The sequence below is a fragment of the Aureimonas sp. N4 genome (genome assembly GCF_001463925.1).
In the GTDB taxonomy this organism is placed as follows: domain Bacteria; phylum Pseudomonadota; class Alphaproteobacteria; order Rhizobiales; family Rhizobiaceae; genus Aureimonas; species Aureimonas ureilytica_A.
The window spans coordinates 86721-110249 of the sequence record NZ_BBWS01000006.1 but is presented as its reverse complement, the minus strand read 5'-3'; the positions used below and the strand labels follow the sequence as shown (position 1 = coordinate 110249).

General features: G+C 65.1%; 23 protein-coding genes. 12 read left to right on the top strand and 11 right to left on the bottom strand.

What is annotated here, in order from left to right; translation table 11 throughout:
- Positions 1-82 precede the first annotated feature (82 nt).
- Entirely contained in the window at positions 83-658 is a 576-nt protein-coding gene (gene hpf, locus AUL28_RS01950) for a ribosome hibernation-promoting factor, HPF/YfiA family (RefSeq protein WP_058599512.1), read from the top strand.
- Between the two features lie 136 nt (positions 659-794).
- Positions 795-1253, top strand: coding sequence for a PTS IIA-like nitrogen regulatory protein PtsN (gene ptsN, locus AUL28_RS01945; RefSeq protein WP_058635799.1), 459 nt, complete (start codon positions 795-797; stop codon positions 1251-1253).
- A gap of 96 nt (positions 1254-1349) precedes the next feature.
- On the opposite strand, the gene AUL28_RS01940 is transcribed toward ptsN, so the two are convergent.
- The 6 genes from AUL28_RS01940 to AUL28_RS01915 form a co-directional block, all read right to left on the bottom strand.
- Positions 1350-1607, bottom strand: a complete 258-nt coding sequence (locus AUL28_RS01940; RefSeq protein WP_244493382.1) for a DUF1150 family protein — start codon at positions 1605-1607, stop codon at positions 1350-1352.
- Positions 1608-1651: 44 nt separating this feature from the next.
- Positions 1652-2089 carry an Hsp20 family protein gene (locus tag AUL28_RS01935; RefSeq protein WP_058599510.1) on the bottom strand — a complete coding sequence of 146 codons (438 nt, stop codon included), beginning with the start codon at positions 2087-2089 and terminating at the stop codon, positions 1652-1654.
- Between the two features lie 175 nt (positions 2090-2264).
- The gene (gene msrB, locus AUL28_RS01930) at positions 2265-2759 is read right to left on the bottom strand and encodes a peptide-methionine (R)-S-oxide reductase MsrB (RefSeq protein ID WP_058599509.1); all 495 of its coding nucleotides are present in this window, start codon (positions 2757-2759) and stop codon (positions 2265-2267) included.
- Between the two features lie 196 nt (positions 2760-2955).
- Complete coding sequence (locus AUL28_RS01925; RefSeq protein WP_062230468.1) at positions 2956-3519, bottom strand: fasciclin domain-containing protein; 564 nt, start codon at positions 3517-3519, stop codon at positions 2956-2958.
- 108 nt (positions 3520-3627) lie between these two features.
- Positions 3628-4065, bottom strand: coding sequence for an alternative ribosome rescue aminoacyl-tRNA hydrolase ArfB (gene arfB / locus AUL28_RS01920; RefSeq protein WP_058599507.1), 438 nt, complete (start codon positions 4063-4065; stop codon positions 3628-3630).
- A 267-nt stretch (positions 4066-4332) separates the two neighbouring features.
- Positions 4333-5946: a phosphoenolpyruvate carboxykinase gene (locus AUL28_RS01915; protein ID WP_058635797.1), complete on the bottom strand. Its 1614-nt coding sequence runs from the start codon at positions 5944-5946 to the stop codon at positions 4333-4335.
- 329 nt (positions 5947-6275) lie between these two features.
- On the opposite strand from AUL28_RS01915, the gene AUL28_RS01910 reads away from it, so the two are divergent.
- The gene (locus AUL28_RS01910; RefSeq protein ID WP_058599505.1) at positions 6276-6755 is read left to right on the top strand and encodes a pyridoxamine 5'-phosphate oxidase family protein; all 480 of its coding nucleotides are present in this window, start codon (positions 6276-6278) and stop codon (positions 6753-6755) included.
- Between the two features lie 117 nt (positions 6756-6872).
- On the opposite strand, the gene AUL28_RS23645 is transcribed toward AUL28_RS01910, so the two are convergent.
- Positions 6873-7943, bottom strand: coding sequence for a methyl-accepting chemotaxis protein (locus tag AUL28_RS23645; RefSeq protein WP_062230467.1), 1071 nt, complete (start codon positions 7941-7943; stop codon positions 6873-6875).
- A gap of 386 nt (positions 7944-8329) precedes the next feature.
- Between AUL28_RS23645 and AUL28_RS01900 the strand changes: the two genes are divergently transcribed.
- Genes AUL28_RS01900 through AUL28_RS01890 form a run of 3 tightly spaced genes read left to right on the top strand, consistent with a single transcriptional unit; the run spans position 8330 to position 11330 of the window.
- Positions 8330-9046 carry a response regulator transcription factor gene (locus AUL28_RS01900; RefSeq protein WP_058599503.1) on the top strand — a complete coding sequence of 239 codons (717 nt, stop codon included), beginning with the start codon at positions 8330-8332 and terminating at the stop codon, positions 9044-9046.
- A gap of 23 nt (positions 9047-9069) precedes the next feature.
- Positions 9070-10866, top strand: a complete 1797-nt coding sequence (locus AUL28_RS01895; RefSeq protein WP_058599502.1) for a sensor histidine kinase — start codon at positions 9070-9072, stop codon at positions 10864-10866.
- On the top strand, positions 10866-11330 hold the full coding sequence (locus AUL28_RS01890; RefSeq protein ID WP_062230466.1) for an HPr kinase/phosphorylase: 465 nt from the start codon (positions 10866-10868) through the stop codon (positions 11328-11330). The genes AUL28_RS01895 and AUL28_RS01890 overlap by 1 nt, the downstream gene beginning before the upstream one ends.
- 66 nt (positions 11331-11396) lie before the next feature.
- Here the strand turns inward: AUL28_RS01890 and AUL28_RS01885 are convergent, their stop codons facing one another.
- From AUL28_RS01885 to AUL28_RS01875, 3 genes are all read right to left on the bottom strand, one after another.
- Positions 11397-12278 (bottom strand): manganese catalase family protein, encoded by an 882-nt coding sequence (locus AUL28_RS01885; protein ID WP_062230465.1) that lies wholly within the window; start codon positions 12276-12278, stop codon positions 11397-11399.
- Positions 12279-12463: 185 nt separating this feature from the next.
- Positions 12464-12961, bottom strand: coding sequence for a YciE/YciF ferroxidase family protein (locus AUL28_RS01880; RefSeq protein ID WP_062230464.1), 498 nt, complete (start codon positions 12959-12961; stop codon positions 12464-12466).
- A gap of 162 nt (positions 12962-13123) precedes the next feature.
- Positions 13124-14401, bottom strand: a complete 1278-nt coding sequence (locus tag AUL28_RS01875) for a glycerate kinase type-2 family protein (protein WP_244493381.1) — start codon at positions 14399-14401, stop codon at positions 13124-13126.
- Between the two features lie 111 nt (positions 14402-14512).
- On the opposite strand from AUL28_RS01875, the gene AUL28_RS01870 reads away from it, so the two are divergent.
- From AUL28_RS01870 to lepA, 6 genes are all read left to right on the top strand, one after another.
- Positions 14513-14980, top strand: coding sequence for a CYTH domain-containing protein (locus tag AUL28_RS01870; protein WP_062230463.1), 468 nt, complete (start codon positions 14513-14515; stop codon positions 14978-14980).
- An 84-nt stretch (positions 14981-15064) separates the two neighbouring features.
- Positions 15065-16027, top strand: a complete 963-nt coding sequence (locus AUL28_RS01865; RefSeq protein ID WP_062230462.1) for a CHAD domain-containing protein — start codon at positions 15065-15067, stop codon at positions 16025-16027.
- Between the two features lie 78 nt (positions 16028-16105).
- Positions 16106-16894, top strand: coding sequence for a pseudouridine synthase (locus AUL28_RS01860; protein WP_062230461.1), 789 nt, complete (start codon positions 16106-16108; stop codon positions 16892-16894).
- 327 nt (positions 16895-17221) lie between these two features.
- Positions 17222-18409 (top strand): YeeE/YedE family protein, encoded by a 1188-nt coding sequence (locus AUL28_RS01855; protein ID WP_062230460.1) that lies wholly within the window; start codon positions 17222-17224, stop codon positions 18407-18409.
- Positions 18410-18521: 112 nt separating this feature from the next.
- Entirely contained in the window at positions 18522-19655 is a 1134-nt protein-coding gene (locus AUL28_RS01850) for a GGDEF domain-containing protein (RefSeq protein WP_062230459.1), read from the top strand.
- Positions 19656-19675: 20 nt separating this feature from the next.
- Positions 19676-21490, top strand: coding sequence for a translation elongation factor 4 (lepA, locus tag AUL28_RS01845; RefSeq protein WP_062220124.1), 1815 nt, complete (start codon positions 19676-19678; stop codon positions 21488-21490).
- Between the two features lie 219 nt (positions 21491-21709).
- Here lepA and AUL28_RS01840 read toward each other — a convergent pair whose 3' ends face one another.
- Positions 21710-23143 (bottom strand): calcium-binding protein, encoded by a 1434-nt coding sequence (locus AUL28_RS01840; RefSeq protein WP_058599490.1) that lies wholly within the window; start codon positions 23141-23143, stop codon positions 21710-21712.
- Between the last annotated feature and the right edge of the window lie 386 nt (positions 23144-23529).

Genomic DNA, 23529 nt, shown 5'->3' with positions numbered 1-23529 from the left:
GCATCGCAACGTCTTGGAAGAGGGCGGCGAGCCGATGGTTCAGAGAAGGAACGGGCCGCCGGACGTTAGGAAGGAGAAACGAATGGCAATTCGTGTATCGGGCCGTCACATGGATGTCGGCGAGGCCTTTCGCACTCGGATCGACGAGAGGCTGAACGATCAGGTCGCCAAATATTTCGACGGCAATTTCAACGGCTCCGTCGTCATCTCCAAGGAATCCGCCCGCTACTGCGCGGACGTCACGCTTCATCTCGACAGCGGCGTGTATTTCCAGGCCACGGCCGAGTCGCATGATCCCGAGTCCTCGTACATTGAGGCGATGGAGAAGATCGAAAAGCGTCTGCGTCGCTACAAGCGTCGCCTGAAGGATCATAAGGCCAACGCCAACACCTCGCGCGAGATCGCCTATACCGTCATGAGCGCGGTGCCGGACGAGGAAGAGGAGGTCGCCGAAGACTTCGCACCCGCCGTGATCGCCGAGACCTCCATGATGCTCGGCACGATGAGCGTCGCCAATGCCGTGATGGAACTCGACCGGCGAGACGGGCCCGTCGTGGTCTTCCGCAACGGCGCGAGCGACACCGTGAACATCGTCTACCGACGCGCCGACGGCAATGTCGGCTGGATCGACCCCTCGACAGTGCGACCCCAAGCCTGATAACGGAGCGCAACTCCAGAGCGCGGGAGAGGCCGGCAGCGGCTCCTCTCGCGACGATCTCTCCGACCTGACCGGGTCTCCAGCCCGATCGGGTCTTCCGGCGCTTGAGCGCCGGGCGACGTGGAAGGCATTAAACGTGGTTCTAGCCGATTTGATCGCCGAGGACGCCATTCTGCCTGCCCTTCGCTCTCATTCCAAAAAGCAGGTTCTGCAGGACCTTTCGGAAAAAGCGGCCGAACTCACCGGACTTTCGGCCCGTACCATCTTCGAGACCGTGCTCCAGCGCGAGCGTCTGGGCTCCACGGGCATCGGCAACGGCATCGCCATTCCCCACGGCAAGCTCAACGACCTTCCGCGCATTCACGGCGTCTTCGGGCGGCTCAACAAGCCCGTCGATTTCGAAGCGGTCGACGATCAGCCGGTGGATCTCGTGTTCCTTCTGATTGCGCCCGAAACGGCGGGCTCGGACCATTTGAAGGCCCTGTCGAAGATCGCGCGCCTCCTGCGCAATCCGCGCGCCGTCAGCGAGCTGCGCGCCGGCCGCGACGCGGCAACGCTGCATCATCTGATGACACAGGTCGAATTCCAGTCCTGAACGCGTTCGCCCACGAAAAAGCCGGCCCGGAGGATCATCCTCGGCCGGCTGCGTTTTCACGAGGCTGCCCTTGCCTCTGAAGCGGTCAGTGCCTCTTCAATGCAGGCTCACCGTCATCAGCTCGTTTTCCGTGGCGCTCGCCAGGATGGAGCCCCGATCATCCGACACGGCCAGAGGCGTGCCGTCGGCGGAAAACAGCGCCCAGAGCTTGAGGCCGGGCCGAATGGCCTGGGCGGACGGGAAGCGGGCGCGAATATCGTCGGACGACATGCGACGGAGATAGGCCAGATGGCCTTCGCCGAGCGCGGCGAGATCGGACTGGGACACCCTGCTCGAATGGTACGTGATGGTCATGATCATCTCCTTCGAAAACAAACGGGCGATCGGGTCGGCGGGTTTCATTCATCCACGGCGATCGCGATCTTCCTCACCACTCGCTCTGGTTCAGGCTTGACCAGATCGACCATCAGAAGACCGTTCTTCAGCTGCGCGCCCAGGATGCGCATGCCATCGGCGAAGAGAAAGCTCTTCTGAAACTGGCGCGACGCAATGCCCCGGTGCAGGAATTCACGGTCCGTCCGGTCGCTCTGTGCGCCCCGGATGGTCAACTGGTTCTCTTCTGTCGTGATCTCCAGGTCTTCGGGCTGAAAGCCCGCCACGGCCAGGGTGATGCGAATGGCGTCTCCGCCTGCATTCCCGTCCGCAGCCTCCGTCCGAATCCGCTCGATGTTGAAGGGCGGGTAGCCATCGCTCCCCTTCCCCAGACGTTCGAGCGTACGTTCCACTCCATCGAAGCCGAGCAGCAACGGACTGGAAAACGGCGTGAACCTGTTCATCTCTCGGCAAGCCCTTGTTTCAAGCGACTTATCGGCTGCAACCCCATTCAAGCGGCGATCGCGGCCGATCCGTTTCGAATATGGTTGCTGGACCGGCCCGCTTCAATGCGCCACCGATCCAACCCCTATGAAGAACCCGAAAGCTTGACGGAGCGCTAATGCCGAAGACGCTTGGTCAGGACTGGGACTTGCCGGCTTCGAACTGAAGCGCCACGCCGTTGATGCAATGGCGCTTGCCGGTCGGCGGCGGGCCGTCGTCGAAGATGTGGCCGAGATGACCGCCGCATTGCGCGCAGTGAACCTCGGTGCGGGGATAGACCAGCACATAGTCCGTCCTGGTGCCGATGCTGCCGTCCACCGCGTCCCAGAAGCTCGGCCAGCCCGTGCCCGAATCGAACTTCGTGTCGGTGGAATAAAGCGCGTTGTCGCAGCCCGCGCAGTTGAAGAGGCCGCTCTCGTGAACGTTCAGGAGCGGGCTCGTGAAGGGGCGCTCGGTCGCCTCCTGCCGGAGCACGGCAAAGGCGTCGGGGCTCAAACGCGCGCGCCATTCGCGCTCGCTATAGGTCACGGAAAAGGTCTCGGCCTCCGCCTCGTCGCGCCAGAGCGCGTTTCCCGCGCCGAGCGCGAGCGCGGCCAGCGATCCGGACAAGAGAAAACGACGGCGATTCATGACAAACCTCCAAGGGTGGGAAACGGATCGGCGCCCCATTCCCGTCTGGAGAATGGGACGCCGGTTGAGCAGGTTCAAGCAGAGCGACACGGCCGGCCCCAGCAATCGCGGCCCCTCGGCCGCCTCGCTTCACCGCAGCCAGGCTAGAGGCTGCGGCAGGGCTCGTTTCGAGCGCGGATCGGCCGTGGCAGATCGATCAGGGCATCAGCACGGTGTCGATGACATGCACGACGCCGTTCTTCTGCATGACGTCGGCCTGCGTCACGGTCGCGACATTGCCCTTGGCATCGGTCACGGTGAGCTTGTCGCCCTTCATGGCGAGGGTCAGTTCCTCGCCCTCGACGGTCTTCACCATGTGCTTGCCGCCATCGTCCTTGATCATCTTCATGGCCGCCTCGGACGTCGCCTTGGCCGGGACCACGTGATAGGTCAGGATCTTGGTCAGCTGAGCCTTGTTCTCGGGCTTCACCAGCGTTTCGACCGTGCCAGCCGGAAGCTTCTCGAAAGCCGCGTTGGTGGGCGCGAAGACGGTGAAGGGGCCGGCGCCGTTCAGGGTCTCGACGAGACCGGCGGCCTTCACGGCGGCGACAAGCGTGGTCAGGTTCGAGGCGTTGGGCGCGTTCTCGGCAATGGTCTTGTTGGCGTACATCGGCGCACCGCCGACCTCCACCGACGCGCCCGACTGGGCATGGCTGGCACCTGCGACGCTGCCGGCGAGCACGAGACCCAGAGCGGCCGAGCGGATGAGGGACTGAAGCATGTCGGGTTTCCTCTTGTGAACCATCCCGATCGGGAGGCTGCTCAAGGTACGAAGACTGCTAACAATCGGTTTCATTGGCTTACGATCACGAAAGCGTGACCACCACCTTCAATCCGAAACGCGGCCGCGCATTCGCTTGGTGTCCGAGCGGCCCTTCTTGGCCTGCAGCCGGCGCTCCACGGCCCCGCGCGAGGGACGCGTCTTCTTGCGCGGCGGCGCGGGTGGCACCAGGGCCTCGCGGATCAGCGCGACCAGACGCTCGCGCGCATCCTCGCGGTTGCGCTCCTGCGTGCGATGGCGCGAGGCTTCGATAAGGATTTCGCCCGCCTTCGTGGCGCGCTGGCCGGCAAGCTTCAGAAGACGTTCCTTCACGTCCTCGCCCAGAACGGTGGAGGCGCTGGCGAAGAAGCGAAGCTGAACGGCGGTCGAGACCTTATTGACATTCTGCCCGCCCGGCCCGGCCGCGCGGATGAACACCTCCTCGATCTCGTCTTCGGGAATGATCGTGCGATGGCTCACCCGAAGCCCGCGAATCTCCTGTTCCATGACGCGCCCTTTTCGCCGCCTCGCGCTGGGCCGCGATCGGCCGCAAGGTCTTGAACGCGCCAAGCCGAGAGGAATCCAGTGAGGCTTCGCGCGAGCCCTTCGTTCAGGCAAAGCCCGCCGCCCTGTCAAGCCGCGAGCGGCACCCCCCTCAAACGACGAGGGCCTGCGCCCTTTCGGTCGCAAGCCCTCGCTCCTCCTCCCAGAGAAGCCCTTATAGATGGTTCACAGGCCGCCGGCCGAAATCGGCGGCCGGCGATGGAGCGAAACCTACTCGGCCGCGAGCGGCAGCGAGGCCGGGGCGGCGCCGAGCACCGAGCCGTCCACATGCGCTTCGAACTTCTCGAAGTTGCGGCGGAACATGTCGGCGAGCTTGCGGGCCTGCGCGTCGTAGGCGACCCCATCCGCCCAGGTCGAGCGCGGGTCGAGAATGGCGGTTTCGACGCCCGGCACCGCGACCGGCACCTGGAAGCCGAAATGCGGGTCGGTGCGGAACTCGGCATTCTTTAACGAGCCGTCCAGCGCCGCGTTCAAGAGCGTGCGCGTCACCTTGATCGGCATCCGACGGCCCGTGCCGTAGGCGCCGCCCGTCCAGCCGGTCGAGACCAGCCAGCAATCGACCTCATGCCGCGCGATGAGATCGCGCAGGAGATTGCCGTATTCGGCCGGGTGACGCGGCATGAAGGGCGCGCCGAAGCAGGTCGAGAAGGTCGCCTCCGGCTCGGTCACGCCTTTTTCCGTGCCGGCGACCTTGGCGGTGTAGCCGGACAGGAAGTGGTACATGGCCTCGGCGGGCGAAAGCTTGGCGATGGGCGGCATCACGCCGAAGGCATCGGCCGTCAGCATGATGATGTTCTTGGGGTGCGCGCCCCTGCCCGTGTCGCTGGCATTGGGAATGAAATGCAGCGGGTAGGCGGCGCGGGTGTTCTCGGTCAGCGAACCATCGTCGAAATTGGGAACGCGGTTCTCGTCCAGAATGACGTTTTCGAGCACCGTCCCGAACATGCGGGTCGTGGCGAAGATTTCCGGCTCGGCCTCGGCCGAGAGGCGGATCGTCTTGGCGTAGCAGCCGCCTTCGAAATTGAAGACGCCGTCCTCGCCCCAGCCATGCTCGTCATCGCCGATCAGCGTGCGGCGCGGGTCGGCCGAGAGCGTCGTCTTGCCGGTGCCCGACAGGCCGAAGAAAACCGCCGTGTCGCCGTTCGCGCCGATATTGGCCGAGCAGTGCATGGGCATAACGCCCGTTTCCGGCAGGCGGTAGTTCAGGACGGTGAAGACCGACTTCTTCATTTCGCCGGCATAGGTCGTGCCGCCGATGAGAATGATATTACGCGTGAAATCGCAGGCGATCACCGTCTCGGTGCGGCAGCCATGGCGCTCCGGGTCCGCCTTGAAGGACGGCAGGTCGATGATCGTCAGCTCCGGCACGAAGCTTTCCAGCTCTTCGGCGGTCGGACGGATCAGAAGATTACGGATGAAGAGCGAGTGCCAGGCGAATTCGGTGACGACGCGGGTGCGGATCGCGTTCGCCTCGTCGGCGCCGCCGACGAGATCCTGCACGAAGAGGTCGCGCCCCGCCGCATGAGCTTTGAAATCCTCATAGAGGCGCTCGAAGGCGGCCGGGTCCATCGGCTTGTTGTTGTCCCACCAGACGCGCGGATCGGTGGTCTCGTCGCGCACGACGAACTTGTCCTTCGGGCTGCGGCCGGTGTGCTGACCCGTGGTGACGACCAGCGCGCCATGCGCGGTCAGACGACCTTCGCCACGCTGGAGCGCGGTCTCGACCAGTTCCGCCTCGCCGGCATTCCAGCGGAGGGAAGAAAGGCCCGACAGTCCGGTCGATTCGATTCCAATGCGGGAATTGCGGATTCCGGTTTCTTCCATGGGTCCGTCTCCTGATCACGCTGCGCACAAGCAACGCCGCCTCACGGAAACGAGATAACTCAACGACCAAGCTTCATCAACAGATCGAAACACTAAAACTGAAATGATTTCAGTCGTTTAATCGGTTTAGATTTTTTACATGACAGTCTAAATCGGTTCAATCGCGGTTTTAATCGCATTAAGTGCCGCAGGATTTTTTTTGCATCCCGTTTCAAGAATCGTCGTCTTACTCACTCGGACCGATTCTGCGTGGCACCTTTCGGCTGGCCATGCGTTCTGGCCTCTCGAAGCGGACTTGTCCTGTCCGCACCAGACGCAAGGGAAACCACATGGCTGCTGAAGCGACCGACAAGTTCTGGGACATGGCCGAAGACTTCTCGACCTGCATGGTCACGACGCGCGATGGCCAGCGCCTGCGCTCCCGCCCCATGGCGCCCTATCTCTCGCGCGAGCGCGGCGAGATCCTGTTCTTGACCGACGCGACCTCCCACAAGGTGGACGAGGTCGAGGCCGAGCCGCAGGTCGCCTGCAGCTTCACGCAGAAGAATGAATATGTGGCCGTGTCCGGCACCGCGCGGGTCAGCCAGGACCGGGCGCTGATCGACGAAATCTGGGACGACGAGGCCGAAGCCTGGATGCCGCAGGGCAAAGATGGCCCCAATGTCGCCGTGCTTGTCGTCACGCCCTCGCAGGCCGAAATCTGGGACGTGACATCCAACAAGCTGACGCAGGCTTGGGAATTCGCCAAGGCCTATATCGGCGACAAGCCGCAGCCCGATACGACCGAGAACGTGAAGGTTCAGCTCTAAGCGCGAACGCCCCTCGCGAAGACGGGGCACTACCAGGGCGCCACCGTCTCCAGACAGTCATCAACATTTCGGGCCGGCCCAAGCGGCCGACCCGAAGCTTCAAGGTTGAGGATGGCGTCAGGCGACCCGACGCAAGGCCGGGCCACTCGTCCAGCGTTCCTCAGACATCCCGTCGGTCAGGTCGAAGCGCGAGTTCAGGCGAAGCAGAGCCTCGTTGATCTGCTGCGCGCCGGCGTTCTGCTCGCTGCAGGCGGCCGAAATTTCGCGCACCAGTTCCGATGTGCGCCGAATGCCGGGCACGAGATCGACCAGCATATTCCCCGCCTCTTCGGAGGTTTTGAGCGTCGAGACGGACAGCGCGCCGATTTCGGCGGCCGCATGCTGCGAGCGTTCGGCCAGCTTGCGCACCTCGGACGCCACGACCGCGAAGCCCTTGCCGTGCTGTCCGGCACGAGCCGCTTCGATGGCCGCGTTCAGTGCCAGAAGATCGGTCTGACGGGCGATTTCCTGGACGATCTTGGTGCGTTCGGCGATCTGGCGCATCGCATCCACGGACTTGGCCACGGCCTGCCCGCTGCGCTCGGCATTGTCACGCGCCTCGTTGGCGATGCGCTCGGTCTGTGCGGCGTTGGAGGCGTTCTGCGCGATGTTGGATGCCATCTCTTCCATGGCGGACGAGGCTGCGGATGTCGCGCCCATCTGGGCTTCGCGCAGCGTCGCCTGCTCCTGTTCCATGGTCTTGCGCGCATGAATGTCGCTCAGCGAACCGCCGATGCGAACCGGATCGCCTGCCGCATCGCGCGTGCAGCCGCCCGTGGCGTTGAACCAGCGATAGGTGACGCCATCGGCCATGCGCAGACGGTAATCGACATTATAGGGGGTATTGCCGCTCTTGTCGGACACGAACCCGCCGAACACGGCAAAGACGCGGTCGCGGTCTTCGGGGTGAAGACGGTCCGACCAGCTCGTCATGAGATCGGGAAAATCCTTCGGGTCGCGGAAGCCGAGCAACCGGGAGAACTCGGGCGACCAGGTCCAGCGGCTATTGGGCGAGGTCGCGTCGTTGTCCGCAATCACGGCATCCCATAGTCCGACCCCGATATGATGGTCCAGAATGTTCACGCGCTGGCGGAGATCGGCCAATTCAGCCTGAACATCTTTCAGTTGCGACCGCATCCAATTCAGCATGAAAAACTTCCATTCGAGGTATGGTTTATCTCAGATCATAAAGATAGATCCTCAAACGCTAAGGATTTGTCGCAAAAAAACAGTATTTTACATTCCTCAAAGATACAACTTCAAAGTAAAAAATCTTCCGAAAAGTTACATCTCGCAGCCTTTGGCAGAGCGGTCGGAGGGACGCGAAATCCTCTTCGCGCTGTCGATGGTTTGAAAAAGTGTCACGAACGCCACATTTGACAGGCATGGGCATGAGGAAAACCGAATCGCCCGGCCCTTCGCGCTGACGACGGGAGGCTTGCACCCTCCCCGAAAAGCGGCGAAGCGACAGGGCACGACCGAAGAACTCGGGTGGTGCGCCTCCCGTCGAACGCAGATCATGGAGTTGAGATTTCATGCCGACGATTGCGCTGGTGGATGACGACCGGAACATCCTGACGTCGGTCTCGATCGCGCTCGAGAACGAGGGCTACCGGGTCGAGACCTACACCGACGGCGCGTCGGCGCTGGAGGGCCTCTCCGCGCATCCCCCGCATCTGGCGATCTTCGACATCAAGATGCCGCGCATGGACGGCATGGAGCTTCTGCGCCGCCTGCGCCAGAAGTCGGATCTGCCGGTGATCTTCCTCACCTCGAAGGACGAGGAGATCGACGAGTTGTTCGGCCTCAAGATGGGTGCCGACGATTATATTCGAAAGCCCTTCTCGCAGCGCCTTCTGGTGGAGCGGGTGCGCGCCATTCTGCGGCGTGGCCAGCCGCGCGACGCGGCCGCCCCCGGCGCCGCGGGCAAGACCGGCCCCTCGCCCGAATCCTCGCTGGAGCGCGGCCAGCTCGTGATGGATCAGGAGCGCCACACCTGCACCTGGATGGGCCAGCCGGTGACGCTGACCGTCACCGAATTCCTGATCCTGCATTCGCTGGCCCAGCGGCCGGGCGTCGTGAAAAGCCGCGACGCGCTGATGGACGCGGCCTATGACGAGCAGGTCTATGTCGACGATCGTACGATCGACAGCCACATCAAGCGTCTGCGCAAGAAGTTCAAAGCCATCGACGACGATTTCGACATGATCGAAACGCTCTACGGCGTCGGCTATCGCTTCCGCGAAGCCTGAGCGACAGTGTAGCGGGAGCCTTCTTGGCCGACAGCACGACAGACACCCAGGACGAGAGCCCGCCCGCGCGGCGGGTCGCCTCGTCGCGCCCGCGCTGGCGGCGCGTGCCCTTCGTGCGCCGCAGCCTGATCCGGCTGCGCTGGCTGCTTGGCCATTCCATCTTCTCGTCGCTGACGCGGCGCATCGTCTTTCTCAATCTGGTCGCGCTGATCGTCCTCGTTTCGGGCATTCTCTATCTCAACCAATTCCGCGCCGGGCTGATCGACGCGCGCGTGGAAAGCCTGCTGACGCAGGGCGAAATCATCGCCGGGGCCATCGCCTCCTCGGCCACGGTGGATACCAATTCCATCACGCTCGACCCGGAGCGGCTTCTGGAAATGCAGGCGGGCTCGACGCTTCAGCCCAACCCCGACCTGTCGGAATCTCTTGATTTTCCGATCAACCCGGAGCGCGTGGCCCCGCTTCTGCGCCGCCTGATCTCGCCGACGCGCACCCGCGCCCGGCTCTACGACCGGGACGCCAATCTCATTCTCGACTCGCGCCATCTCTACTCGCGCGGCCAGATCCTGCGCTACAGCCTGCCGCCGGTCGAGAAGGAGGACGAGGACTTTTTCGAATGGCTGGGCTCGCGCACCGCCCGCCTGTTCGGCCATGGCGACCTGCCGATCTACAAGGAAACGCCGGGCGGCTCCGGCGCGACCTATCCCGAGGTCATGAGCGCCCTGACGGGCGGTCCCTCGACGGTCGTGCGCTCCACCGAGAATGGCGAGTTGATCGTCTCCGTCGCCGTGCCGATCCAGCGGTTCCGCGCCGTGCTCGGCGTTCTGCTCCTGTCCACGCAGGGCGGCGACATCGACAAGATCGTGCAGGCCGAGCGCATGGCGATCGTGCGCACCTTCGCGGTCGCAGCCCTCGTCACCGTGGTCCTGTCGATCCTTCTCGCCTCCACCATCGCGACGCCGCTGCGCCGCTTGTCGGCCGCCGCGATCCGCGTGCGCCGGGGCGTCAACGCGCGCGAGGAGATTCCCGATTTCGGCGACCGCGCCGACGAGGTCGGCCATCTCGCCTCCGCCATCCGCGACATGACCAACGCGCTCTATGCCCGCATGGACGCGATCGAGAGCTTCGCGGCCGATGTCAGCCACGAGTTGAAGAACCCGCTGACCTCGCTGCGCTCGGCCGTCGAGACGCTGCCGCTGGCGCGCAACGAGAATTCGCGTGAGCGCCTGCTTGCCGTGATCCAGCACGATGTGAAGCGCCTCGACCGGCTGATCACCGATATCGCCGACGCCTCGCGGCTCGACGCGGAACTCGCGCGCGAAGTCGCGGGGCGCGTCGATCTCTCGCCCCTGATCGGCTCGGTGGTGGACGGGGCGCGCGCGCATCTGAAGGCCGGGCGCGACACGCGGATCGAGTATCACGTGGCGGCCCTGCCGCCGGGCAAGAGCTACAAGACCGCCGGGCACGATCTGCGCCTCAGCCAGGTCTTCACCAATCTGATCGACAATGCCCGCTCCTTCGTGCCGGAAACGGGCGGCGAGATCACCATTCGGCTGCGCCGCCAGAACCGGCGCATCATCACCACGGTCGAGGACAATGGGCCGGGCATCCAGGCCGAGAAGATCGACCGCATCTTCGAGCGCTTCTACACGGACCGACCGGGCGCCGAATCCTTCGGCCAGAATTCGGGCCTCGGCCTGTCCATCTCGCGCCAGATCGTCGAAGCGCATGGCGGCGAGATTTCGGCCGAGAACCTGACGCGGCCGGACGGCACGCTCGCGGGCGCTCGCTTCACCGTGTCGCTTCCGGCCGAAGACTGATGCCGGCCCATCTCCACGCCACGCTGGTGGTGATCGACGGCGCCGGCATCCTGATCCGGGGCGCATCGGGTGGCGGCAAATCCTCGCTCGCCATCTCGCTCCTGCGCCGGGCCGAGGCGGCCGGCCATCATGCAAGGCTCGTGGCGGACGATCAGGTCTTCGTCGAAGCGCGCGGGGAGGATGTGTTCGGCCACGCCCCGCCGGCCATCGCCGGGCTCATCGAAATCCGGGGCGTCGGCATCCTCCAGCAGCCCTTCGCGGGCGAAGCGCGCGTGGCGCTCGTGGTGGACCTTTCCAGTCGCGAGGCGCTGGAGCGTCTGCCCGAGCCCTCCTTCGTGCCGATCGCCGGCATTTCCGTGCGCCGCATCCATCTGCCCGAGCGCGATCCGGCCTTCGGCGCGGACGTGGTGCTGACCGTTCTTGCAGCCTTCCCCCAACGCGAAAAGGGCGAGCCGAAGGTTTGATCCCTCGACCCGCCCCGTCCTTTGGCCGGCGGTCCCGATCCGCCGGGCGCTATCGTTCCCTCCAGATCAGATGTTGCGCTCGATCGCGCCTTCGATGCTGCCAAGCACGCCCGTCGTGCCCGATTTCGAGGTCTGAGCCACCTGCGCGCCGCCATCGGGCCGCGCAGGGGCGAGCGACGGCTTGCCGCCCATCGGCTCGGAGCGCATGGCGGTGAACTCGCCCTTGCCGTCCATCGACGGGCCGGCCGTCCAGCGGCCTTCCGGGATGGAGCCGTCCACCATGTGGCCGAAATAGGCATAGGAGTATGTCTGGTTTTCCTTCTCCTGCGGGAAGGAATTGGGGATCGGCAGGTTCATTTCGTCACCGCCCATGTCTTCCAGCGCGGCCAGCCATTGCTGCTGGTGCATCGTGTCGCGCGCGATCATGAAGGCCAGCATCTCCTTCATGCCGGGATCGTCGGTCATGTTGTAGAGCCGCACCGCGAGCGCTCGGCCCGTCGATTCCGCGCAGACATTGGAATACATGTCCGCCGCCAGATTGCCCGAAGCGTAGATATGCGACATGTCGAAAGGCACGCCGTTGGCGTCCACCGGCATGGCCGCGAGACCAGCCGAGAGGACATGGCGCATGTCCATGCCGTTCAGGACGGCACCGGCCGCCGTATCGGCCGAGATGTCCTCCTGCATCGACAGCGGGGCCTTTTCGAGATTGAGCGCGACGGCCGTCGCCAGCATTTCGATATGGCCGAGTTCTTCGGTCGCGGTGTTCAGCAGCATGTCGCGATATTTGGCCGGCCCACGCGCGCCGAGGGCCTGAAACATATATTGCATGGCGACGCGAATCTCGCCTTCGACGCCGCCGATCGCCTGTTGCAGAGCCTTGGCGAATACCGGATTGGGCCGTTCGACTCGAACCGGAAACTGAAGTTTTCCGTCGGTATAGAACATGCTCTCGTCCTCTTCGATTGGGATCAAATCTCCAAGAGAGGAAGAAATTCTGGAGCGCGCCGTTCCGGTTCAGAACAATACTTTTCAAGAGACGCGAAACGTTGCCAAACTATTGTTAGCTCGACAAAAAAACCCGCCCGTTCTCGCAGAACGGACGGGTTGTCATTCGGAAGCAGCGTGATGGATCAGGCGGCTTCCGGGCGGGTGTAGTCGAGTTGGTCGGCGATGGCCGTCAGCTTCTCGTCGGTCGCCTTTTCCTCCTGGAGCGTCTCGTCCAGGAGCTTGGCCGCGTCGTCATAGCCGAGCTTGGTCGCCCAGGTCTTGAGCAGGCCGTACCGCGCGATCTCGTAATGCTCGATCGCCTGCGCACAGCCGATCAGCACCTGATCGGCGGCGTCGGTCTGGCCGAAATCCTCCAGATCCTCCTCCATCTCGGAGGTCAGGCCCTGCATGGCCTCGCAGGTCTTGGCGCGCGCGCTGCGACCGATCATCTCGAAGACCTGCTGCAAGCGCTCCACCTGCCCCTGGCTTTCCTCCGCATGGGCCTCGAAGGCCTCGCGCAGCTCCTCGGCCTGCGCCGACTTGGCGGACTTCTTGAGCGCGCGCACCGACTGCTTCTCGGCGTAGTACACGTCCTTCAGGGTCTCGTAGAAAGCGTCTTCGAGGGTCTTGGGCTTGGCCATGGTGGTCACGTCCTTTTCCGGTCGAAACGGGCCGCGCAGCCGTGCCGGCCCGTCTGTTACGATCGCACCAGCAATCGCCGCGCCGCCGGGCCGTTCCCGGAAATGACGGTAGCGCCCTAAGCACAGCCGGCTGACCATGCCGCCGTCCGTGGGGCGCCGGCCTTACGCGATCAGGATCGCTCGGATGTCGTTGACATTGGTGAGCGTCGGGCCGGTGCGCAGGAGATCGCCCAGCCGGTCGAACAGCGTGTAGCTGTCATGGCCGGCAAGAAACGCGGCCGGGTCGAGCCCCATGCCGTGAGCCCGCGCCAGCGTGTCGGGCGCCACGAAGGCCCCCGCCGCGTCCTCCGTGCCGTCGATCCCGTCCGTGTCCCCGGCCAGCGCGTAGACGCCGGCTTCGCCCTTCAGCGCCACGGCGAGCGACAGGAGAAACTCCGTGTTGCGCCCGCCCCGGCCGGGTTTGCCGGCACCGATCGTCACCGTCGTTTCACCACCCGATAGAAGAAGAAGCGGGGCGGGCGCGGGGTGCCCGTGGCGGCGGACGGAGCGCGCGATGCCCGCCATGAGGATGCCGGCCTCGCGCGCTTCGCCCTCCAGCGCATCGCCCAGAAGAAGCGGCGTGACGCCGGCTTTGCGCGCGTGCGAGGCGGCCGCTTCCAGTGCCATCTGCGGGGTCGCGATCAGGCGATAGTCGGCTTCGAAGGGTTCCGATGCCGGCTGCGGGCTCGTCAGAAGCCGGCGCGCGGCCTCGGGCAGGTCCGGCCCCAGACGCCGCGCGAGGTCGCCGAGATCGTCGGCCGCTTCCGGGTCGAACACGGTCGGCCCCGAGGCGATGGCGCGCGGATCGTCGCCCGGCACGTCGGAGATCGCGAGCGTCACGAGGCGCGCGGGCCGCGCCGCCAGCGCCAGCCGCCCGCCCTTGATCGCCGACAGGCGACGGCGCACACGGTTCATGTCGTTGATGCCCGCGCCCGAGGCCAGAAGCAGGCGGTTCACGATCATCTTATCCGCGAGCGTCAGCCCGTCCGCCGGCAGGGCGAGCAGCGCCGAGCCCCCGCCCGAGATCAGTGCCAGGACGAGATCGTCCGGCGTCAACCCGTGGAGGCGCGCGAGGATGCGCCGCGCGGCGTGTTCGCTCGCCGCATCCGGCACGGGATGGGCCGCTTCCAGAACCTCGATCCGCTGGGTCGGCACGCTGTGGCCGTAGCGCGTGACGACCGTGCCTTCGAGCGCGACATCGGGCCAGGCGTCCTCCAAAGCCGCCGCCATCAGGGCCGCCGCCTTGCCCGCGCCCACCACGACGCAGCGCCCCTTCGGCTTCTCAGGTAGGAAACCTTCGAGAACACTGCGCGGATCGGCGCTCCGCACCGCCGCGCCGAACATGTCTGTCAAGAAGCCCTTGGCTCCGCCTCGCGTCCCGTCGAACATGCCTTCTGGCATCACAACCTCCCCTGTTCCCGCCCTTCATAACAGGCCGGAGCCTGCGTCAAAGAGGCACGAAATCGCTCACGAGCCTCTTCCCTTCCCCAGCGGATACGCCATCCTCCCACCATGGGAACCGAGATCGAACGCAAGTTTCTCCTGAGCGGCGACGGATGGCGCACTGCGGCCGATGAGGGAACCGACATCCGCCAGTTCTATCTGGCGATTCGCGAGGGGCTGACGGTTCGCGCGCGCATCAAGGGCGAGGCAAAGGCGCTTCTGACGATCAAGAGCGGCGTGGGCATGACGCGCGGCGAATATGAATACGAGATCCCGCTGGCCGATGCGCGGGAGCTTGAGGCCGTGCGCGTCGGCTCGCTCATTGCCAAGCGCCGCTTTCGCGTGCCGCTGGGCGCGCTGGTGGTGGAAGTGGACTGTTTCTCTGGGGATCTCGCCCCGCTCGTCCTGGCCGAGATCGAACTGCCGGCGGAGGACCACGCTGTCGATCTGCCGGACTGGCTGGGCGAGGAGGTGACGGAGGACGGCCGCTACACCAACGCCGCGCTCGCCATGGCCGGGCGGCCGCCGCCCCGCTGACGCGGCCCGCCTTGCAACCTGTTTCACCCTCGCGCGCTTCCCCCGACGCCACCTCAACCGACAAAAGGGCAAGAGCAGACCCCGATGGCCTATCGCTTCAATCCCCGCCACCTTCTCGACGCCAATCTGCGCCGCATCGCGGGCGAGCAGATCGAGAAGGCGATCCGCGACCTGACCGACCGGGAAGGCGATCGGCACGAGGGCATTCACGAGGCGCGCAAGCGCCTCAAGAAGCTGCGCGGCCTGCTCCGGTTGGTGCGCACGGGCGCGCCGGCTTTCGCGCGAAACGAGAATGTCCGCTACCGCGACGCCGCACGCCATCTCTCGGGCGTGCGCGACCGCACGGCGCTGATCGAGGCGCTGGACGGCTTGCAGGAGCGCTTCCGCGACGAGGTGGAAACGCAGTCCTTCGCCGTGGTGCGCACTGCGCTGGAGCTGAAGCGCGAAGCCGCGCAGGAGGCTTTGGGCGACGGGACCGATCATCTCTCGCAGACGCTCTCGGCACTGGAAGAGGCCAAGGGCGCGGCCGAGGCGTTCCGGTTGCCGGCCAAGCGGCAAGACGCCATTCTGCGCCGGGGGCTTCGGGCCAATTACGCGCGCGCCGTCGGCGATCTGGACACGGCGCTCTCGACCGGCGAGTCGGAGGCGTTTCACGATCTGCGCAAGCGGGTCAAATATCTCTCCATGCATTTCAAGCTTCTGGAGCCGGCTTGGCCCGAGGCTCTGGCACCGTTGCGCGAGGAGGCCGAGCAGGCCGCCGAGGAGCTCGGTCGCGATCACGACTATGCGGTGCTCCGCGCGGAAATGGCCGCCGAGCCCCAAAGCTTCGGTGCGCGGGCCGATCTCGACGTGGTTCTGGCGCTTCTCGACCGGCACCAGAGCGAGCTGCGCGCCAGCGCCATCCGCCGCTGCGAGCGTCTTCTGGCGGAAAGCCCCAAGGCCTTCGCCAAGCGCATCCAGTCGCTTCTGGCACTGAGCGCCGACGAGCCGAACGGTGCCGCGCCTCCCGAACCGCCCGAAGCCGAACGCCGCCGCGCGGAGGTGTAGAAAGGGACAGGTGGCAAGAACTGGTACGGTGGGCCTCGCCGCGCTACGAAGCCTCATGTCGCTGATTCGCAGCCTTTCATGAAGCGCCCTCGCTCGCCCCAGGCCGCTTCGCCCAGCCCCTCTCGTCCGCCTAAACCGGCGGCGAAGGTCGGGCATGGGCTGGCGCGGGTTCTATCCAAGCTCGGCTATTGCTCGCGCAGCCAGGGCGAGGCGCTGGTGCGCGAGGGGCGCGTCAGCGTGGACGGGCGCGTCATCCGCGACCCCGAACACCGCACCGACGCCGCGACGATGAGGCTGACCGTGGACGGGCACCCCGTTCTGGCGGAGCGACGCGTCGTGCTGATGCTCAACAAGCCGCGCGGGCTCGTGACGACGCGGGACGACCCGGAAGGCCGCGATACGGTGTTTCGCTGCCTTGAAGGGCTGGACCTGCCCCACGTCTCGCCGGTGGGCCGGCTCGACAAGGCGAGCGAGGGGCTGCTTCTCTTCACCAACGACACGGCCTTCGCGCAGGCGCTTCTCGACCCGGGCCAGCACGCGCCCAAGACCTATCACGTGCAGGTGGACGGCCTGCCCGATGAGGCGCTTCTCACGCGCATCGCGGGCGGCGTGGAAGATCGCGGCGAATGGCTCGGCACGCTTTCGGTTCGCCTTCTGCGGCAGGGCGACAAGACGGCCTGGCTGGAGATCGTGCTCGGCGAAGGGCGCAACCGCCATATTCGCCGGCTTCTCGACGCCTTCGGGCTGGAAACACTGCGCCTCGTGCGCGTGGCGATCGGCAGTCTCGAACTCGGCGACCTCGCCAAGGGCCAAACGCGGGAACTCTCCGCAGATGAAATCCACCGCCTCGCCATCCGCAGGGATTGAGGGCATCGGCGCGCGGCCTTCAGGGATTGGCTCCAGGATGGTGGCCCGACCTCCAGCCTTCACCGCCCGGCCCGCCATGATCCTCGTGTCGAAGCGCTCGTGCCAAGCACCGCCCCCCAGCGTGCCGCTCTGAGCTATACCCCGCGGCATCGATGCGGGCGAATGCACCCGCCCGCATCGTGCGGAACAGGATTTCGCCGTCACTCTGATGGACGATCACCGCGACCCATTTGCAATCGAATGTTGGAACGGCGTTCTTTGCCGGGTCGAAACCGGAAGCTTAGCTTACGAATAACGATCCATCCCCTATCCCAAAGGAGGCCCGGCATGAGCCGCGCACTCTCCGCTCCCGCCCTGCCCGCACAGAAAATCCAACCTTCGGCACTTCTGGCGGCTCTTGCGCTTCTTCTCGGCACGGGGGCGATCGGGGCTGCCGTCAGTCCGAGACAGGGCGCGCTGTTTCTTCTGGGCGGCGCTCTCGGCCTCGTTCTCTACCATGCCTCCTTCGGCTTCACCTCGGCCTGGCGCGTCTTCATCGCGGAAGGACGCGGCAGGGGCCTGCGCGCGCAGATGGTGATGCTGGCGCTCGCCGTTCTCCTGTTCTTTCCGGTTCTCGCCTCCGGCGCGCTGTTCGGCACGCCGGTGAAGGGCTCGCTCGCGCCACTCTCCACCGGCGTTGTGTTTGGCGCCTTCATCTTCGGCATCGGGATGCAGATGGGGGGCGGCTGCGCCTCCGGCACGCTCTTCACGGCGGGCGGCGGCAATGCGCGCATGTTGGTGACGCTTCTGTTCTTCGTCATCGGCTCGGTGCTCGGCACCGTCCATTTCGACTGGTGGCTGGCGCTGCCCGCGCTCCCGCCCGTTTCGCTGGTGCCAAGCTTCGGTGCGGCCGGCGGCATCGCCCTGTCGCTGGCACTGTTCGCCGCCATTGCCGCGATCACCGTTTGGGTCGAGCGACGCCGCCATGGCGCGCTGGAGCGCGAGGCTCCCTCGCCCACGCAAGGGTTCGCCCGTTTCGCGCGCGGCCCCTGGCCGGTGGTGGCGGGCGCCATCGCTCTGGCCCTCCTGAACTTCGTCACCCTCGCGCTCGCCGGCCGCCCCTGGGGTATCACCTCCGCCTTCGCGCTCTGGGGCGCCAAGGGTGCCGCCGCTCTCGGCTTCGATCCGGCCTCCTGGAGCTATTGGCAGACGCCGGCCAATGCGCAGGCGCTCTCGAGCAGCGTGTTCACCGACGTCACCTCGGTGATGAATTTCGGCATCATCGCCGGGGCGATGCTGGCGGCAGGACTGGCCGGGCGATTCGCACCGAGCCTGCGAATTCCCTTGCGATCTTTGGTCGCGGCGGTGATCGGCGGCCTTTTGCTCGGCTATGGTGCGCGCATTGCCTATGGCTGCAATATCGGAGCCTATTTTTCCGGAATTTCGTCTGGAAGTCTCCATGGTTGGCTCTGGCTGGTCGCCGCCTTTGCCGGCAATGTCGCAGGCGTTCGGCTGCGCCCCATCTTCTTCCGCTGAGATAGGCACCTCAGGAATCGTTGACCGGCCATTAATCCGTACTGGGCTTAATATCTGCAGTTGCAGCCATTGCGTGCCGCAGATCGTTTTTCAACCCAGGCGGTATCTCCCCGTGTCCCTCGACAGCACGACGCTCCATGTCTGCAATGCCCTTTTGAGCGCCACCTATGGGCTCATGTTCCTGGGCGCATGGAGCGTTCAACGAAGCGAACGGCATTTCCTGTTCTGGGCCGCCAGCCTTCTCGTGAACGCGATCTGCGTCGCCGGGTTCGCCTATGCACCGCGCGCTTATCCAGGCGTCGTCAGCCTGCTGATCCTGGGCGTTGTCGTGGCCATTCAATGTCTTTGGATGGGGATGCGCAGCTTCGATGGCCGCCGACCGTTCAAGCCGCCCCTTTTGTGGCTGCCTCTGATGAGCTTCCCGGCCCATCTTCTGGTGATCGAGACGCTGCCGGCCAATCTGGCCGCGGCCTTCGGGTTTCTGGCTTTGACGCTGATGGCCGGCGGGGCCTCGCTCTATACGCTGCGACGCGGTGAAGATCGCCGCTCCCTGCCTCGCCGCACCTGCGGGCTTGCGCTCTTCGCCTATGTCCCGGTCTATGCGATCTCCGCCATCGACTCGGTGGCCGGTCGTTTCGACAACGCCACGTTCCTGCTTCTGTCCGATCAGGTGATCTGCAGCATTCTCGTCGTCTCGCTCTTTTCGGTGACGTTGAAGCGCTCGCGCCGGGCACTGGAGGCGCAGGCGCTCCAGGACGGTTTGACCGGCGCTCTGAACCGCACCGGACTCGAATATCAGCTCGCGCGCGGCGGCCGCCTTGCCGGGCGCACGGTGTTGGCCGTGGATCTCGACCATTTCAAGCTGATCAACGATCGCTTCGGCCATGCCGCCGGCGACGAGGTGCTGCAGCGTTTCGCAGCGCTCGCCCGGCGCCAGTTGGGTCCGGGCGACCTCTTGGCCCGCACGGGCGGCGAGGAATTCGTGCTGGTGCTGGCGGGTGAGCGAGGCGGCCGCAGCCCGGACCAGCGCGCCGAAGACCTGCGCCGGCTCTTTGCCGAAACGCCGACGCCCTGGCGCGGCGGCCTCATCCCGGCCACCGTCTCGATCGGCCTGGCGGACGTCTCCCCCGGCACCAGCTTCTGCGACAGCATGGAGGCCGCCGACCGCGCGCTTTACAGGGTCAAACAGGCCGGCCGAAACCGTGTGATGTCGGCCCACGCGATTTCATTTCCGGTTTCGGCTTAAATTCAATATATGCGGGCGTCATGAGCCAGACGCCTCTTTCCCGCATCCGCAACTTCTCCATCGTCGCCCATATCGACCATGGCAAATCCACCCTTGCCGATCGGCTGATCCAGCTGACGGGCGGTCTCGACGCGCGCGAGATGGCCGGCAAGGAGCAGGTTCTCGATAATATGGACATCGAGAAGGAACGCGGGATCACCATCAAGGCGCAGACCGTGCGCCTCACCTATCCCGCCAAGGATGGGCATACCTATGTCCTGAACCTCATCGACACGCCGGGACACGTCGACTTCGCCTACGAGGTCTCGCGCTCACTCTCCGCCTGCGAGGGCGCGCTGCTGGTGGTGGACGCCGCGCAAGGCGTCGAGGCGCAGACGCTCGCCAATGTCTATCTGGCGCTCGACAACAATCTCGAGATCGTGCCGGTCCTCAACAAGATCGACCTGCCGGCGGCCGAGCCCGACAAGGTGAAGGAGCAGATCGAGGAGGTCATCGGCATCGACTCCTCCGAGGCCGTCCTGATCTCGGCGAAATCCGGTATCGGCATCGAGGACGTGCTCGAAGCCATCGTCACGCGCCTGCCCGCCCCCAAGACCGGCGACCGATCCGCGCCGCTGAAAGCGATGCTGGTGGACTCCTGGTACGACGCGTATCTCGGCGTCGTCGTCCTCGTGCGCATCATCGACGGCGAGCTGAAGAAGGGCCAGGTCATCCGCATGATGGGCACGGACGCCAAGTACCCGGTGGACCGGGTCGGCGTCTTCACGCCCAAGATGGTCAACATGGACTCGCTCGGCCCCGGCGAGCTCGGCTTCATCACCGCCTCCATCAAGGAAGTCGCCGATACGCGCGTCGGCGATACGATCACCGAGGACAAGCGCCAGACGGCCGAGATGCTGCCGGGCTTCCAGCCCGCCCAGCCCGTGGTCTTCTGCGGCCTGTTCCCGACCGACGCCGCCGCCTTCGACGACCTGCGCGCCGCCATGGGCAAGCTGCGCCTCAACGACGCGAGCTTCTCGTTCGAGATGGAAAGCTCGGCCGCGCTCGGTTTCGGCTTCCGCTGCGGCTTCCTCGGCCTGCTGCACCTGGAGATCATTCAGGAGCGTCTGAGCCGTGAGTTCGACCTCGACCTCATCGCGACGGCGCCCTCGGTCGTTTACGACCTGAAGCTCACCAACGGCACGACGATCCCGCTGCATAACCCGGCCGACATGCCTGATACGATGCAGATCGAATCGATCTTCGAGCCCTGGATCAAGGCGACGATCCTGACGCCGGACGACTATCTCGGCAATATCCTGACGCTGTGCCAGGAGCGGCGCGGCATTCAGGTCGATCTGTCCTATGTCGGCAAGCGCGCCATGGTGACCTACGAGCTGCCGCTGAACGAGGTCGTCTTCGACTTCTACGACCGCCTGAAGTCGATTTCCAAGGGCTATGCCTCCTTCGATTACCAGCTCGCCGACTATCGCGAGGGCGATCTCGTGAAGCTCTCGGTGCTCGTCAATGCCGAGCCGGTGGACGCGCTCTCGATGCTGGTGCACCGGACGCAGGCCGAGAAGCGCGGCCGCGCCATGTGCGAGAAGCTGAAGGAGCTGATCCCGAACCACCTGTTCAAGATTCCGATTCAGGCGGCGATCGGCGGCAAGGTGATCGCGCGCGAAACCATCTCGGCGCTCCGCAAGGACGTGACGGCCAAGTGCTATGGCGGCGACGCGTCGCGCAAGCGCAAGCTCCTCGACAAGCAGAAAGAGGGCAAGAAGCGGATGCGCCAGTTCGGCAAGGTGGACATTCCGCAGGAGGCCTTCATCGCCGCCCTGAAGATGGACAGCTGACCGCCGGTCTTTCGCGACTGGGCTTCAGAACGCCGCCGTCCCGCAAGGGAGGCGGCGTTTTTCATGGCGCGCCCGGCACAGAGATCGCGTCCCCCTTTCAGCGCCTCGGCCCGCGAAGGCGACGCGGGGCGCTCGGTCCCCGCCCCGTCCGGGCGCTCAAACGAAAAGGCCGGGCGCTCGCGCACCCGGCCTTTTCGGTGTTTTCCCACGTGTCTCGTATCAGGCGACGAAGGTGAAGTCCGACGCCGACAGATCGGACAGGCTGACGCCGGTGAGCGTCAGGGTGTCGTTGGCGTCGAGCGTGATCACCACCGAAGTGCCGACCTGCTCGGCATTGGCCAGAACATCGGCCGCGTCCGCGAAGGTGCCCGCGCGGAAGACAATCGTGTCTTCGCTCGCGTTGAAGTCCGAGATGCGGTCATTGCCGAAGCCGGCCGAGAATTCGAACGTGTCGCTGCCCGCGCCGCCGACCAGAAGATCGTCGCCCGCGCCACCCTTCAGGAGGTCGTTGCCATCACCGCCGAAGAGGCTGTCATTGCCCTGACCGCCGCTGATCGTGTCGTTGCCGGCATCGCCATAGAGCTTGTCGTCGCCCGTATAGCCCTCGATCCGGTCGTCGCCGATGCCGCCGCTGACCGTATCGTTACCGGCGTCGCCGAAGAGCTGGTCGTTGCCTTCGCCACCATTGAGAACGTCGTCGCCGTCGCCGCCCTGCAGCTTGTCGTCGCCCGCGCCGCCCAGCATCGTGTCGTTGCCGGCATCGCCGATCAGCACGTCGTTGCCCGCATCGCCCTGGAGGAAGTCATCGCCGATGCCGCCATGAAGCACGTCGTTGCCGGCGCCGCCGACCAAACGGTCATTGCCCGCATCGCCATACAGCGTGTCGTTGCCGTCGCCGCCGTCGAGCGTGTCGTTTCCGGCGCCGCCCGAGAGGATGTCGTTGTCGCCGTTGCCGTAGAGCTGGTCGTTGCCGTCGCCGCCCGAAAGCAGGTCGTCGCCGGCACCGCCGTTCAGCGTGTCGTTGCCGATCCCGCCGATCACCGTGTCGTTGCCCGAGCCGCCGAAGAGCACGTCATTGCCGGCATCGCCTTGCAGCATGTCGTTGCCGAGGCCGCCCTGAAGGTTGTCGTCGCCGTCGCCGCCCACGAGCACGTCGTTGCCCGCGTCGCCATAAAGCGTGTCGTTGCCGGCATCGCCATAGATCTTGTCGTCGCCCAGGCCGCCATGCAGCTCGTCATTGCCGAGACCACCGAACACGGTGTCGTTGCCGTCGCCGCCGTAGAGCGTGTCCTGGCCTTCGCCGCCGTTCAGCATGTCATTGCCGGCATCGCCGTAGATCAGATCGTTGTCCGCGCCGCCATAGAGCATGTCGTCGCCCGCGCCGCCGTAGATCTTGTCGTCGCCCGCGCCGCCGTAGATCGTATCGTTGCCGCCGCCGCCGAAGAGCAGATCGATGCCGATGCCCCCGTTGAGCAGGTCATTGTCGTTGCCACCGGTGATGGAGTCGGCACCGGCTCCGCCGTACAGCAGATTCTCGCCGCCGAAACCGGAAATGGTGTCGTCGCCGTCGAGGCCCTGGATCAGGTCCGCCACTGCGGTTCCATTGAGGATTTCGCCGGCCGCAGTGCCGGTGATCGTATTCACGGTCGCCATGGATGTCCTTATATATCTATCTTATAGATGTATTGGCGCACAAACCTTACGTTTGCGGCAGCGCAATGCGTTCCGAGCCGACGAGGCGGTCAGCTCAACTTACGTGATCTATCGACCGTCCCGCACATGAACGAACGTGTGCCGGACCAACTGACCTACCGTAACGGAAGGCGAGACCTTTCTTCTCCTGATGGAAAAGAACCAATCCTTCGCCTCCGCCCCAACCTTCTCAGCCTTATATCCGCGTTCCCCTTCGCGAAGCGGACAATTCATCGAGAAACATTAACTCTCTGTTAGGTGGGATTTTTTGTACTTCCCTGCCGCAAAGTCAAGGCATCCCCCAATCAATAGTGCGAACCGTCGCCTTGAATTGTTGAAGAGTCGCG